13 protein-coding genes and 1 pseudogene are annotated in these 14,230 nt (G+C 65.9%); 6 read left to right on the plus strand and 8 right to left on the minus strand.

The genetic code is table 11. The features are described 5' to 3' along the window. Positions 1-179 precede the first annotated feature (179 nt). The 3 genes and pseudogenes from ACY466_RS04935 to ACY466_RS04945 all read left to right on the plus strand — a co-directional run bounded on the left by ACY466_RS04935 (position 180) and on the right by ACY466_RS04945 (position 1,282). Positions 180-716: a sugar O-acetyltransferase gene (locus ACY466_RS04935; RefSeq protein ID WP_463250285.1), complete on the plus strand. Its 537-nt coding sequence runs from the start codon at positions 180-182 to the stop codon at positions 714-716. Continuing rightward, positions 716-910, plus strand: a pseudogene (locus tag ACY466_RS04940) (TetR/AcrR family transcriptional regulator); the annotation flags it as partial. The gene ACY466_RS04935 and the pseudogene ACY466_RS04940, both read left to right, overlap by 1 nt. Before the next feature lie 57 nt (positions 911-967). After that, complete coding sequence (locus ACY466_RS04945) at positions 968-1,282, plus strand: TetR/AcrR family transcriptional regulator (RefSeq protein WP_463252135.1); 315 nt, start codon at positions 968-970, stop codon at positions 1,280-1,282. A 612-nt stretch (positions 1,283-1,894) separates the two neighbouring features. On the opposite strand, the gene ACY466_RS04950 is transcribed toward ACY466_RS04945, so the two are convergent. Beyond that, entirely contained in the window at positions 1,895-2,032 is a 138-nt protein-coding gene (locus ACY466_RS04950; RefSeq protein ID WP_463250287.1) for a hypothetical protein, read from the minus strand. Between the two features lie 194 nt (positions 2,033-2,226). On the opposite strand from ACY466_RS04950, the gene ACY466_RS04955 reads away from it, so the two are divergent. After that, positions 2,227-2,943, plus strand: a complete 717-nt coding sequence (locus ACY466_RS04955) for a GGDEF domain-containing protein (RefSeq protein ID WP_463250289.1) — start codon at positions 2,227-2,229, stop codon at positions 2,941-2,943. Between the two features lie 154 nt (positions 2,944-3,097). Here the strand turns inward: ACY466_RS04955 and ACY466_RS04960 are convergent, their stop codons facing one another. Further along, a complete protein-coding gene (locus ACY466_RS04960) occupies positions 3,098-4,348 on the minus strand; it encodes a PucR family transcriptional regulator (protein WP_463250291.1) in 1,251 nt (416 codons plus the stop codon). Positions 4,349-4,565: 217 nt separating this feature from the next. On the opposite strand from ACY466_RS04960, the gene ACY466_RS04965 reads away from it, so the two are divergent. Continuing rightward, positions 4,566-5,393: an SDR family oxidoreductase gene (locus tag ACY466_RS04965; protein ID WP_463250293.1), complete on the plus strand. Its 828-nt coding sequence runs from the start codon at positions 4,566-4,568 to the stop codon at positions 5,391-5,393. Between the two features lie 48 nt (positions 5,394-5,441). On the opposite strand, the gene ACY466_RS04970 is transcribed toward ACY466_RS04965, so the two are convergent. The 3 genes from ACY466_RS04970 to ACY466_RS04980 all read right to left on the minus strand — a co-directional run bounded on the left by ACY466_RS04970 (position 5,442) and on the right by ACY466_RS04980 (position 9,178). Next, positions 5,442-6,440: a DUF368 domain-containing protein gene (locus tag ACY466_RS04970; protein ID WP_463250295.1), complete on the minus strand. Its 999-nt coding sequence runs from the start codon at positions 6,438-6,440 to the stop codon at positions 5,442-5,444. Positions 6,441-6,647: 207 nt separating this feature from the next. Further along, entirely contained in the window at positions 6,648-8,294 is a 1,647-nt protein-coding gene (locus tag ACY466_RS04975) for an FAD-dependent monooxygenase (RefSeq protein WP_463250297.1), read from the minus strand. A 47-nt stretch (positions 8,295-8,341) separates the two neighbouring features. Continuing rightward, positions 8,342-9,178, minus strand: a complete 837-nt coding sequence (locus ACY466_RS04980) for a TetR/AcrR family transcriptional regulator (protein ID WP_463250299.1) — start codon at positions 9,176-9,178, stop codon at positions 8,342-8,344. A 74-nt stretch (positions 9,179-9,252) separates the two neighbouring features. On the opposite strand from ACY466_RS04980, the gene ACY466_RS04985 reads away from it, so the two are divergent. Further along, the gene (locus ACY466_RS04985) at positions 9,253-10,368 is read left to right on the plus strand and encodes an ATP-binding protein (RefSeq protein ID WP_463250301.1); all 1,116 of its coding nucleotides are present in this window, start codon (positions 9,253-9,255) and stop codon (positions 10,366-10,368) included. Positions 10,369-10,601: 233 nt separating this feature from the next. Here ACY466_RS04985 and ACY466_RS04990 read toward each other — a convergent pair whose 3' ends face one another. The 3 genes from ACY466_RS04990 to ACY466_RS05000 form a co-directional block, all read right to left on the minus strand. Beyond that, positions 10,602-12,146 carry an SDR family NAD(P)-dependent oxidoreductase gene (locus ACY466_RS04990; RefSeq protein WP_463250303.1) on the minus strand — a complete coding sequence of 515 codons (1,545 nt, stop codon included), beginning with the start codon at positions 12,144-12,146 and terminating at the stop codon, positions 10,602-10,604. Beyond that, positions 12,143-13,135 carry an SDR family oxidoreductase gene (locus ACY466_RS04995; protein ID WP_463250305.1) on the minus strand — a complete coding sequence of 331 codons (993 nt, stop codon included), beginning with the start codon at positions 13,133-13,135 and terminating at the stop codon, positions 12,143-12,145. The genes ACY466_RS04990 and ACY466_RS04995 overlap by 4 nt, the downstream gene beginning before the upstream one ends. Before the next feature lie 326 nt (positions 13,136-13,461). Further along, positions 13,462-14,136, minus strand: a complete 675-nt coding sequence (locus ACY466_RS05000) for a TetR/AcrR family transcriptional regulator (protein ID WP_463250307.1) — start codon at positions 14,134-14,136, stop codon at positions 13,462-13,464. Positions 14,137-14,230 lie beyond the last annotated feature (94 nt).

The raw sequence follows: 14,230 nt of genomic DNA on the forward strand, positions 1-14,230 counted from the left end.
AAGTCCTTTCCGAGGGAAATCCGGCGTGGTGCCGGGGGCTTCCGGTACGAGGCCCACACCGTTCGCGAGCGGGCGTGTGCCCCGTCCCGCGCCCGGTGACGGGCAGACACGCTGAGCGTACGGTCGTACATATGGGGACGATAAGCTATGCCGCTGACGGGCGGAGCAATCGCGAGCGCATGCTCGCCGGCGACTTCTACATCGACGACGACGCCGACAACACCGCACTCGCGCAGCGCGCCGTACGCCTCGCAGGCGACTATCAGCGCGCAGCGAGCCAGGACCCGGTAGCAGCTCGAGCGATTCTCGATGAACTTCTCGGCAGCCTGGGGGAAGGCGCATTCGTGAAGCCGCCAGTCTTTGTCGATTACGGCGAGAACATTCACATCGGTGCCGGAACGTTCGTCAACTACAACCTCACGGCGCTCGATGTCGCCCGCATCACGATCGGCGAGGACTGCCAGATCGGTCCGAACGTTCAACTCTTGACGCCGATCCACCCGATCGATCCCGAACCGCGACGCGCCAAGTTCGAGTCGGCGCGACCTATTTCGATAGGAAACAATGTGTGGCTGGGGGGCGGCGTCATCGTCTGTCCTGGCATCAGCATCGGCGACAATTCCGTCGTCGGTGCCGGCGCCGTGGTCACCCGCGATGTGCCACCCGATGTTGTCGCTGCCGGGAACCCTGCCCGCGCGATCCGTCGGATCGAGTGATGAGTGTTGCACCGAAAGTCGCGGCCACGCGGCCACGGCGCACAGATCCGTGTCGTCGGGACCGGATCATCGATGCGTGCCTGGACGTCATCGCGCAGAACGGTGTCGCTGGGGCTTCGCACCGCAAGATCGCCGCGGTCGCCGATGTCCCGCTGGGGTCGATGACGTACCACTTTGCGGGGATGGACGACCTTCTGCACGAGGCATTCTCGCGCTTCGCCGGCACTGTGGCCGATCGGTTCGATCGCCGGATGACGATCGCGACCACGCGTAGCGAAGCGTACGACGCAGTGATCGATGTGATCAACCATGAGGTGTTCGGCAACGAGCGTGACCTCGTCCTCACGTACGAGCTCTATACCCTCGCTGCTCGAAATTCAGCTTTCCGGAACATCACTCACACCTGGATGGGGCACAGCCGGGCCGTATTCGAGCGGTGGTTCGATCCCGCGACCGCGCGAATGCTCGATGCACTCGTCGAAGGCCTTGCCAGCCATCGGAACCTCGACATGGGACCGGCCGACGACGCGATGACGGCAGAGGCGGTTCGTCGCATCCTGGGGTAGATGATCATCAGGGGTCAACGCCACTCCTCCCGTTCACAGCCGGTGTATCTGTCGACCGAACGTGCAGGCAGTGAGGGATCGGCGAGTTGCGCGGTCGGCGGATCGTAAGAAGCATCTTGTCGAGCAACATGGGTGTCGCCAGCGCTGTATGCCATTCACTGATGTCCGCCGCGGAGTTTCCTCCGACCGCCGGGGGTGGGGCTTCGGGTGTGTCGACGCTGCACCGTCACGGCACCACCCCGTTGACCGAGTGTGAGGTCGAGTCGGCGCGCAGCGTTCTACCCGCGCTCGGCGACGCAGTGAGCGCCGAACTCGTGGCGTATACGTCCGCGGTCGAGGACACCGAATTCGATGGGTCTGCGGGACCTTTCGATCCGATCAGGGGGGATATCGGTATCGCTGATGGGGCTCTCGCCGAGCAACTGGACCTGCCAATGGCAGATGCGTCCGCGCGGTTGCGCGCTCGCGCATTCGCCGAATCGGCATCGTTGGCGTCACTGGCCTCCGATGTCCTGAGCGGTGTCGTGCTGTTCGTGGACGACCACCGATATCCGTCGCGCCTGGTGCCGGTCATCGGGGCACGGGGGGTGCGACGAACCGCCGGAACGGTAGTCAGTCGTCGTCTGCTCGAAGGGCGGCGCTCAGGGCCGCCTGTGCTGTCATGTCGGCGTCGATCGCGGGCTCGGTGGCGTAGCGCGCGCTCCCTCGGTGGGCGTCGGGACCCTCACGGTCCACGGTTGGAGGGTTCACGGTCGTTGCCGTGGCGTACCGTCGGCTCGAGAGTCGCGATCGACACAGTCACCGGCCCGCGCGCCGGGCGTCATCCAGTGGTTCAGGACGGCGAACGTCCCGATTCGGGAGCGTTGACCGATCGGGGCGTGAGGCGAGGCATGGACGACGAAACGACGGGCCCCGGCCGTGGTTCACCGGCCCACGACCGAGCCGTGTCCGACCGTGATGCGCTGTCGGACCGGTTGGACGCCGACGCCGCCGTGCACGACGAATCGTCGGATCGGCGGGACACCGCGGCGAATACGCGCGACGGTGACGCGCGGGCTCGACAGTCCGCGGCGCCCGCCACCACCGACGACGGCGCCGCGAGGTCGTGGGCGTCGAGGGACCGACGGGCGTCCGCTGCCGACCGTGCTCGGAGCGCGGCCATGCGCCTTCACGCCAGGGCGGACCGGGCGGCGGCAGCGGCGGAGCGTGCCTCTCACGACATCGACGAGACAACCGGCGCGTATCGCCGCGACAGCGGTGCCAGAGAGTTGGTCCGCGACTGCGAACGGTCGCGTCGCACCCGTGTTCCGATGGTGATCGGCTTCGTCGACGTCGATGGCTTGAAGGCGGTCAACGACACGCTCGGTCACGAGGCGGGTGACCGTGTGTTGCGCGAGATCGTCCGAGAAGTACGTGCAAATGTTCGGGAATACGACCTCATCGTGCGATACGGCGGGGACGAATTCGTGCTCTCCATGGTGGGCGCGTCGAGCGCGATGGCGGAGTCGCGGTTGCTGCGGGTCAACGAGAATTTGATTGCTCGGCAACGTGGTTCGATATCTTTCGGCATTGTCACGGTGGGTGAGGAGGGCGACGTGTTCGGCGCGATCGCACGTGCCGATCGCTCTCTCTACGAACAGCGTCGCAACAGGCGTCGGTAGAACTGTCCGGCACCTGCGCGGCACGTCGTGACACCCTCCCGATCGAATGAGGAAGGAACCACCAACGCCCTGCCGGCCCACTGTCCGGCCGGGCGCATCGTGGGCGAAAACCGTGGACCAACGGCGGTTCGGCGGAGGTCCACGCGTCCGGCCGTCACCCTCGCTCTTCGGCAGTCGACGCCCCGTAAACGGCGGCGTACTGCAACGCGAGTTCGAGTGTGAGTCTGTTCTGAACAATGGGGCGCCCGAGCATCTGCTCGACGCGTTGAATTCGGTACCTCACGGTGTTCTTGTGCACCCCGAGAGCTCGCGCTGCCGCGCCGGGGCTCTGGTCGACGTCGAGGTACGTGCGCACCGTGCGCCGCAGCTGGACGGAGGTCGGGTCCGTGCCGTCGAGTCCGCGCAATTCGCGCGACACCAGTTCCCTCGCCGCATCCGGGTGTCCGTCGAGCAGATGGACGACCTCGACGTCTCGGTAGTGGGTGAGCGGCGATGCAGGGGTCTGGAACTCGGAGATCTTCTGTGCGGCGAGTGCTTCGACATGGCTTCGCCGGAAACCCCGGACTCCCTGTGCCGGACCGCCCAGTGCGACCGACACCCCGGCCGGCAGATGCGCCTCGATATCGCGCGTCGGGTGATCCGGTTCGGCGTGAGTCGCGATCCATGCCCACAGCCCTCGCGATCCCGACGGCACGGTCAGCACCCGGGACCGAGCGCTCCTCGCGGCCACCGCGCGGACGACGGACTCGAGGACACCGATCGCATCGTCGACCTGCTCCGCCGACGCATCCTCGAAACGCAGCACGAGGGCGGTGTTGTACCGCGTCAGCGGGTAACGCAGGCGCGTCGACGCTGTTGCGGTGTCGACGGTCTCACCTCGAAGGATTGTCCGGACCACCTCTGCCTGCAGGGCGAATGTGCCACTCAGGCCACGTTCTCGTTCCTCGGTGTAGCTGTCGGTGAGCATCTCCAGCGACACGTTGAGCCACTGGTTCGCCCGCTCCAGGAGCAGAATCAACACCGTCGGCACCAAGGCGGGATCCGTGATGCGTTCTCGTGCCGTTTCCGCGGCGAACCTCAGGAGCGCCTTCTGGCCCACCCGATAGATCTGCATCAGGACCCTCAGGTGCAGACCATGTCGAGCAATCGTGCGCGCGAGATCGTGGGCCGCCTGAGGCGGGGTCACTTCCGTGGAATCCCCGGTGAGCCAGATCAGCATCGCGCGTCCCTGCTCTCGCGTGCTGGCCTCGAGGTCCCGGCGCAACTCTCGGTCGGCGGTCACGTCGCCGACCTCCGCCACGATGGCGGCGTCGAACCAGGAGACGAAACCGTCGAAAACGTCGGGGGCCAACGCCTCCGCCGAGAACGCACGGATCCAGGCCGACGCTCGATCGTCACCGGACATGGGCAGACCTCTTCCGTTGTACTTCCGGTACAAAAACGCGGGACCTGATTAGCCGATCTCGTCAAGAAACCGCCCACGCCCTTGTGTCATCGTGATGGAACGTGATGCACACCATAAGCCAGGCGAGGTGGTGCTGGAGAACTCGGCGGAGACCGTCGGAGCGGCAGCGCATATCGCCCGGAGCAGGTCTTCACCAACGAGAGAAGGACGTAACACGATGGCTCAGTCTCTTGCCGGTCGCGTCGTAGCGATCACCGGCGGCGCCCGCGGAATCGGCTTCGCAACCGCGCAGGTCCTGACCGAGTTGGGCGCACGAGTCGCGATCGGCGACATCGACGAGGGCGCACTCGCCGAATCCGCGACCGCCCTCGGTCTGGCTACTCACGGCAAGCTCGACGTGACCGACGCCCACTCCTTCGAGACGTTTCTCGACGACGTGGAGGCATCGCTCGGGCCGATCGATGTGCTCGTCAACAACGCCGGCATCATGCCCACCGGCCGGATCGCCGACGAATCCGATGCGGTCACCCGGCGGATACTCGACATCAACGTCCTCGGAGTGATCACCGGCTCCAAACTCGCTGTTCGGCGAATGCTGCCCCGCGGACGTGGACACGTGGTCAACATCGCCTCGCTCGCCGGCGAGGTGTACTCGCCCGGACTGGCCACCTACTGCGCCAGCAAGTACGCCGTCGTCGGCTTCACCGATGCTGCGCGGGTCGAGCACCGCGGCACCGGAATCGATTTCTCGGTAGTACTGCCATCCGTCGTCAACACCGAATTGAGCGCCGGCATCAAGGAGATTCCCGGACAGAAGAACTGCGAGCCCGAAGCGATCGCTCGGGCTGTGGCCGCGCTGATCGAACGGCCCAGATCCAAGGTCCGAGTGCCCACGCTCGTCGGCGCCCTGGCAGCGAGCCAGAAGTTCTTCCCCCATCAGGTCAGCGAAGCGCTCAACCGCGCACTCGGCGTGGACCGGTCGTTCTTGGGCGACGTCGACACCGCGACCAGGCTGGCATACGAAGAGCGAGCCCGGCGGAGCTGATCGTCGGATTTCTTCCTGGCCTTCTGCGCGTACGCCCTCCGGTGTCGGTCAGGGCGTACGCGTGGTTGCCAGTCGATGTTGAACGATCGCAACCACAGCCACGACCGCAACTCCCACGGCGAACAACCCCAAGGCAGCGGGCCATTCGTTCCCGACGGCCAGCAGCTCTCGGTTCTCGCCCTGCCACGGCCACAGTGCCCGCAACGATCCCAACAGCAGACCGGCAGCGGCGACCATCGCCAGATCGTGATGGTTCGCCAGCAACCGCTCGAGCAGTCGAACAAAGCTGGCCAACCCCACCAGAGCGCCCAGGGCGAACACGGCCAGGTACGTCAGGTTCCGTTCGTCGACGGCCGTGAGTGTCGGTGCATACAGGCCGATGACCAGCAGAAAGAACGACCCCGATACGCCGGGCAGCACGAGCGCACAAATGGCGATCGTCGCGGCGAAGAACACGAGAATCAACGACGGATTCGACGCCTCGGCCCCGGGTAGCGACGTGAGAGCGACGACCCCGACAGCGAGAACGACGAACAGCGCCACAGCAGACAGTCGGGACCGGGTGGTGGGGAAAGCGCCACGAGTGATCTCCATGAACGGGATCGCCACCGACATCGCGATCATGCCCATGAACAGTGCCTTGGAGTAGACGGGCTGATTCGTGACGAAATCCGCCATGATCCCCGCCACCGAGAACACCATCACCAACATGCCGACGCCGACCGTGACGAGCAGCCACCAGTCGACCCGACGGACCGCGGCGCGCACGTCGGACCGCGTCACCATTGCCTTCACGATGTCCGTCAGATCGTTCGCCGCCGCGATGGCCCGGGTGTAGATGCCGGTGACCAGGGCGACCGTGCCGCCGGAGACCCCGGGTACCGTCTCCGCCAGACCGATCAGACCGCCGCGAACGACGTTGGCGGCAATTTCCGTCGCCGGCGGCCGCCCCCTGGCGACGTCATCGAGTACGGGTCGCTGGTCCAGCCCGGGTCGACCCTGCTCGTTGTGCCCATCGGCGGAGGGCGTTTGCCCGTTCGTCGTCATGCCCGAATCGTCCCAAACACTGCCGTGCCGCGCGACACCGGCTCGACAAGCCCGGGTGCGACCCGTCTGCTCGGCCCGGACGACGGGAAGCATGCACCGTGCCTCACCAGCGGCGAGCGGCACACCGCCATGGTGCAGCGTCTCGAGTACCGTCCGGTGAACCCGGCCGTCGCGCCGATGGCAACTCAGTGGCTGACCGTCGCCTACCTACCGGTGAGCGTCGGTCGCGACCCGCGGTGTTCGGACCACCACGTCGGCGACCCGTCGGTAGTCGTCGGGTGTGAGCTCGGAGTCGCCGCCGAATACGAAGTGGTCCGGGCGGACGAGCAGTCCGTTCACCCGTGCTCGGCGCATCTGCTTCTCCAGAACGCCTTCGCTGTCGACGTAGTGACCGTCGGGAACCGAGTGCGTGGCGATCGCCGAGGCGTACTCGAGCTTCACTTCGGCCACACCGGCGCTTGCGAGTTCCGGCGGAATGGGGGAGGACGGAAACCCGATCCAGGTCCATCGGTTGTCGAGCACGGTGTCGAGGCGCACGGCGGCCAGATCGGAGGAGACGACCCACGGTTGTTTCACGAACAATCCACGAAGGCTGCGCCGCTTGTCCGGTCCGCCGAAGAAGCCGCCCTCGGTCCCCAGCTCGTAGCGGGGCTTGAGGCCCATGCTCGTCAGCCACGGCCGCACGCCGGGGATCTTCGTCGCGGCGGTGATGATTCCGTCCCGAGCACGCGCGGCCGTGTTGTTGCGAAGCATGACCAGACGGCCGATGCCGAGGGAGAAGCGAGTGAGCGCGACGACGTTGGGTCGACGCTCCGGCTCGTAGGTTCGCAACAGCTCGGGGTCGGCGCCGGCGTTGAGCACCGCATCGATTTTCCAGCACAGGTTGGCCACGTCACGCACACCGGACGAGACGCCCTGACCGGCGAACGGGGGCATGATGTGTGCTGCGTCGCCGGCCAGGAAAACCCTTCCTCTGCTCCATGTCTCGGCCTGGCGGATGTGGAAGGTATAGCCCCAGCTCCGAAAGACTTCGACCTGGTCGTAGTCGATGTTGCGTTCGGCCAGCAGTCCGCGAAGTCCCTGTTCGGTCTGCAATTGCTCGACCGTCTCACCCTTGTTCACCCGGAACTCGACGCGGTGGTATCCCATCGGGCACGGGCAGTCGACGCCGGGGCGTTTCGGATCGGCGATGAACGTGAAGTCCAGCGGGGCGTCCACGGGCAGGTCGTACCAGGCCCGGAGTTGGATGTCGAACCACTGTTCGGCGATGTGTTTGCCCGGCAATGCGATCCCGAGCATTTTGCGAATCGGACTGGACCCACCGTCGGCAGCGATGACGTACTCGGCGCTGATCTGTCGGTCGGGTCCGCCGTTGATCGGCCGCAGCGTGACGGTGGCGGAGTCCTTGTCCTGGCTGAGGGCGACCGCGTCGAAACCGGGCATCACCGTCACGGTCGGGAACCGCGAAATGCCCTCACGCAGAACACGTTCGAGCTCGGGCTGGTGGTAGAACGCCATGCCGGGCACACCTTGATCGAAACTCTCCGCCGAGGACATCGTGAGGAATGTCCGCTTGCCGTGTTTGAGGTGGACGCGCACGTCGGTGGACATGGTGTCGAGCATCTCGTCGAACAATCCGAGCCCCTGCCACACCCGGTGCGCATCCTCGTCCGATGCGATGGCCCGTTGACGGGGGAAGACGGTGAGATCTCGCTCGACGACAACGGTGCGAATACCGCGTTGGCCCAGCAGGTTCGCCGCCGTCGCTCCGGTAGGACCGAGTCCGACGATGACGACGTCGACGATCGTGGTGTCCGCGGCCGAGTCGGACTCGGTGGTGCGTGTGGTGGTCATGGCGCTCCTTCGTCGGACGTGATCGTCACGCCCGCGTGGAACCGGTGTCAACGACCTTCAGAGTTGATTATTTCGTCAGTCGATGGACGGGTTGGAAACTTCTGCCCCGGTGTCGGCAGTGGCGCCGACGCCAGCGCTCGTGCCTCCGACTCCGGTAGGCCGAACATGCGAAGCAGGTTGGTCGCCAGTTCGGTGGCCACGGCGTCGGTGTCGGCGGTGGGGTTGCCCGCGAGCAGATTGATGCAACCGAGCATCGATCCCGCGGTACACGCGATCGCGGTGTCGATATCGGCGATGTGCAATCGTCCGGACTCCGCTGCCTCTTTCAGCCCTTTCGATGCACGCGGGATGAGGGCGCGGTCGTGTGCGAGCGCGTCGAAGCCAAGCCTCACGACGATGTCGGTCATCTGTCGGTGAGTTCGCCTCAGATGCAGGGTCATCCGAATTCCGTTCGCGTACCGCAGTGCAGGATCATCGACGCCGGCCGTCGCGTCGTCGAAGAACGCGCCGAAGTCGTCGAGAGTCCGGGCGATGGCTGCCTGGAACAGCTCCGCTTTGTCGGCGAAATGGTTGTAGAACGTTCCGACGGCCACGTCGGCGCGGTCGGTGATCTGCTGAATGCTTGCATCGGTCCCGACGGACCCGGCAAGGAGATCGCATGCAGCGCCGATGAGCGCAGACCGGGTTCGACTTCGGTGCCGTTCGTACCGGTTGGAGTGCGAGGCAGACGTTCGCTGTGGTGGGGGCACTCGCGAGATCCATTCCGGGATGGCGCCACGGGTCGGCGCGAGATCGGGTGACCGTACAAGCCTGGCCGGGCGTGCACGAACAACCCGCGGGCGGTCGTCCCCTGACACTACGGTCGAGCAGTGGTGCGAGGACATCGGCGGCGAGCTCGCGTATCTAACCGACTCTAAAGAATCTAAAAAAGTCTAAACTCACCTGCTACGGTTCGGGCATGCCGAATCCGTTCCACGCCAGCTTCGGGGTCAGCCCTCCGCTGCTGGTCGGCCGTGAGGCCGTACTCGACGAGTTCGACGAGGCGCTCGAGGACGGGCCGGGTTCGGCGGGTCGCGCGACGCTCTACACGGGTGCGCGCGGCGCCGGCAAGACCGTCATGCTCAATGCGGTCGAAGATCTTGCACGTCAGCGGGGTTGGCTCGTTGTCAGCGAGACCGCTACACCGGGTTTCGTCGAGCGGATGACCCAGCAGCACCTGCCACGGATGCTGCGCGATTTCGATCCCGACGCAGTACAGCGCCGGGTGAAGGGGTTGACGGCACCGTTCAACATCGGGCGGGTCGACTGGGACACAACCGATACCCACGTATCGCACGCCGGCCTCCGCAACCAGCTCGACATGCTGACGGACTTGCTCGCCGAACGTCGGTCAGGTGTGTTGATCACGTTGGACGAGATCCACCAGAACCAGCGCGTGGAGTTGCGCGAGCTGGCGACGACGGTCCAACACGCATTCCGAGACGGCCGCGATCTCGCGTTCGCCGGCGCCGGCCTCGCCGCGAGCGTCAGCGACCTGGTCAACGACGATGTGCTCACCTTTCTCCGTCGGGCGGAGCGGTATTCACTGGGCTCCGTGACCCGTAGGGACGTCGAGCGCGGATTTCGCGAACCGATCGAAGCGGCCGGTCGAACCGTCGGCGATGCAGCACTTCGCATCATGATCGACGCAGCTGACGGTTACCCGTTCCTTCTGCAACTCATCGGAGCGCAGACGTGGCGGCTCCACCCGAACGACGACGAGATCTCTCCGGCGGATGCGACCGAGGGCGTGGCCAGAGCACGTCGTCGTCTGGGCATCCTCGTGCACGAGCCGGCGCTGAGCGCAGTCTCCGACATCGACAAGTCTTTTCTGTTCGCTATGTCGCACGACGACGGTCCCTCGAAGATGGGGGAGATTGCGCGCCGACTCGGCGTCGACGTGAACTACGCCAGCCAGTATCGATTGAGATTGATTGCGGCCGAGCTCATCCACCCCACACGGCGCGGTTACGTCGACTTCGCCTTGCCGTACCTCCGTGAGTACCTTCGCGATCAGAGCGCCGAGGAGCTCTGATCGACCGCCGGCGAACGTCTGCGCTGCTTCGGCGCGACGTCGAGGGTGGACGACCACCCTGTCGGCAGAACCGAAGTCTCCTCGCCGGTACCGCGCACCAGCTGCACACAACCACGCCTTCGGCGTCACATCCGGCCATCCGGTGGACGGTTGTGTGCAGCCTGTGCGCGCGTTCGGCGACGATTCGGTCGGTACCGATCGGCGACGTGTCCGGACCGGGTGGCCCGAGTGTGTCAGCGGCGTGGAATCAGCAGATGAAGTCGGTCGACGAGGTGAAGTGCGGTCTCCGCTTCGGCTCCGTCGAACACCGCTTCGTGAATGCCGCGCATGGCGCCGGTGATCACACGCGCCGAGCCGAGCAGGTCCGTACGGTCGTCGATGTGCCCGGCTTCGATTGCGGCGCGCAACAATTGATGAATCGCGTCGACGAAATGATCGTGCCAACGTTCCGCGGTTCCGTCCGATTTCGGCACTCCGAGGTTGCGGAACAGGACATGGGTGCGCGGGGTCTCGTAGATGCTTTCCGCGGCGATGTGGAGGAACATCTGCAGTTGCTCGAGTGGGGTGCCGGGCCAGGTGGCGGCGAGGGACTTCTGGTGGATGCGGTCGATCAGCACGGCGGCGGCATCGTCGATCGCTGCCCGGAACAGATCGCGTTTCGTGGGAAAGTGATGGAACGCCGTCCTGGGTGCCAGACCGCACTCGACGGCGACGTCGTCGATCGTGATGTCGGCGTAGTCGGCGTACCGGAGCAGTGTCTGAGTGGCTTCGACGAGGCGGGCGGGCGCCGGCACGGGGTCGTCCGTCGACGTGGATTCGGCCCAGCGGTAGAGAGTGGTCGTATGAATACCGAGGGATTGCGCCACCACCGCAGGGCTTTCGGTGCCGCCGAAGGCGCGTGCCACCGCGTCACGTCGATCGGCGAGCGTGAACTTCGAGACCCTGGCCATGAGCGCGACAGTACAGTCCCGGGTGTCGAGCTCAGCGCTTCCGTCAGTGCAGCATTCGCGCGAGGGCAGGCAGGAGAAGCCGCGCGGGACGAGTCCGGCCACGGTCGCCTGCACGGCGTTTCGTCGTCCCGAGATCACCTGTGGGCGCGAGGTTCTGGCATCCAGAGCGCGCATGGCGGTGGCCACGACCTCGGCCGGGGTCTGGTAGTTGCCGGTAGCCGCGGCGGTGTCGCCGATCACGTCGAAGAACTCGGTGCGAGTCGGGCCGGGGTTGAGCGCGAAGACGGTGACCCCGTGGCGCGCGGATTCGTACCACAGTGACTGGGTGAAGCTCAGGACGAATGCCTTGGCCGCCGCGTAGACCGCAAGGGTGGGCACAGGTTGGAACGCTGTGGTGCTGGCGACGTTGACGATGGTTCCGCTTCCGCGGGCGATCATCTGCGGGAGGAAGGCAGAGCAGATGTCCACCACGGCGCGGACGTCGACGGCGATGAGCCGTTCGAACTCGTCGGCGGCGCCGTCTTCGAACGGTCCCTGTACGGCGAACCCGGCGTTGTTGACGATCAGATCGATTCGTTCGGGGACGACGTCGTGCAGACGTCGGCCACTCGCCTCTTCGGACAGGTCCCGGGACACCGTGCGGCACTCGATGCCGTGGGCTGCTTCGAGTTCGCCCGCCAGCGTTGTCAGTCGATCTTCGCGTCGCGCGACGAGGACCAGATCGCAGCCGCGGGCAGCGAGTGCCCGGGCGAACTCGGCGCCGATTCCCGAACTCGCGCCGGTGACCAGCGCGCGGCCCGGCCGGTATCGCGGAGCCGGGCGCCTCATCGGGGAACGGCCGCCGGCGTACGTCCGCGCTCCACGCAGGAGCGCCGCGCGAACTCGTCGTACGTGGTCGGTGCACGGCCCAGTAGTCCCGGGAGATCCGCGAGATTTCCTGCGGGAAGCCCGTGGCCGTCGTAGTGGGTCATCATCACGCGATATGCCTCGCGTGCGTCCGGTGGCCAGTTCTTCATGTCACGGGGGTTGGACGCTGCTCGCGCGCCGCGGACGAGGTGTCCGACCGAGCCCAGCTTCGTCGACTGCACTGCGTGTCCGACCACCGAGACGAGCGCGGGCAGTACTGCCAGCGAGTTCGTCAGGGACGACGGCGGAATGCGGACGGCAGTCACCGTGTGTCCCATCACGTCCGACCAGATCTGCGCCATCTGGTGGCGGGTGAGTTCCACCGTGGACAGGTCGTAGGTCCGGCCGGTGTGAGGCGATGGGTCGACGAGGACGTTCGCCGCCGCCTCGGCGACGTCGGCCAGATCGACGACACCCATGACGCTGTCGGGCGAGACCGGGTAGGGCATGACACCGGCCTGCAGGAACTCCCACACTTCCAGATAGTTCTGCATGTAGTGCGACGGCCTGAGCACCGTCGTGGCGATTTCGCTGTCGCGCAACAGGTCTTCCGCGATGTCCTTCTGATGGTGGTGTGTCAGCTCGTGCAGGTTCGGATGAATCACGGAGTGGAACACCATGTGCGGCAGTCCATGCGACGGTCCCGATGCGATCAGGTGCTCGATGATGGGTCGCTCGTCGATGACTTGCGTGGGGGCTGCGTGGTACAGAACGGTGGTGCCCTCCAGGGCCTCGTCGAGTGTCAGTGGAGATCGTAGGTCGCCCACGACGATCTCCGTCGCGCCGTCTCGTCGTGTCGTGCGGGCCTGGTCGTCGTTCTTCACCACCGAGCGCACCGGAACATCTCGTCGTGCCAATTGTCGGACGAGTCCCCGTCCGACACCGCCCGCGGCACTGGTCACTGTGATCATGAGACTCCCCTCCGGTGTCCGCACCCGGCCCCTCCCGATGCGATATGCGAATATTGCATGCGTGATGCAGATAACGCAAGGAGCGAAGGTGTCGATGGGAGTCGAGGCCGGCGCACTGCTGGGCGCCATCGGACTCGTCGAACGTGCTGCCGCTCTGATTCCGGTCCCTGTCGCGCAGGGGTATTCGGCACACCGCGGCTCTGGCGCAGGCTGTGCGGGATCGGCGGCCCCCTCCTCGTCGTGTACGGGGGAGTCGATGTCGTTGTCAGCGTGACGCGGGTGGTGCGAACGCACCGTTCATGCCGTCACGGTGACGTTGTGGGGCCTCAGCTCTCGCGTCGGAGAACCGCCCGGTCGAGAACGGTCCGCAGGGCCTCGTCGTACGTCGGGGGGAGTGGGCGACTGCAGAGGTGGTTCGCTTCGGCCGCCGATACTCCCAGCGCCCGCAGCACGCTCACGGTCATCGCATCAACCGCCACCTCGTCGTCGCGATCGGGTTGGTCGATGAGCAGTCGACCGAGAGCGAGCAGGGAGCCGGACACCAACGCGAGAGCCAACTCCGGATCGTCGATGTCGAACCGACCCACCGCGGCGGCGGCCTGGATGTCGCGCAGCGACCGGGGGGCGAGTCCGGTTCGGGTCGAATCGGAGAGGGCCGGAACCGAATTCAGCAAGACGCGACTGAGCTCGGGTTCGAGCCTGAACAGCCGGCCGGCAAGTCTGAAGGACTGGGTGAACATCTCGACCGGGTCCACCAGATCCACGGTCAGGGTGTCGAGGTACGCGCCGACCGATTCCAGTGCGTCGTCCACCGCGGCGCGGAACAGATCTTCCTTGCTCTCGAAGTGGTTGTAGAACGATCCCATTCCCACATCTGCTGCCTGCGTGATCTCGAGAACCGGCGCGTTGAACCGTCCTTCGGCGACGAAGGTCTGCGCCGCGCTGACGAGCGCGGCGCGAGTGCGCGCCTTGCGACGTTCGAGCCGGTTGACCTCGGTCATGGACTTCCTGCTTTCGGCGACCAGTGTTGATCGGAGTCTAGGCGGCACTCCGGCGACAACGGTGATGTCGAGCCCTTGACTGTGGCTACCATCA

Source organism: Rhodococcus sp. K11/5 (assembly GCF_055193735.1).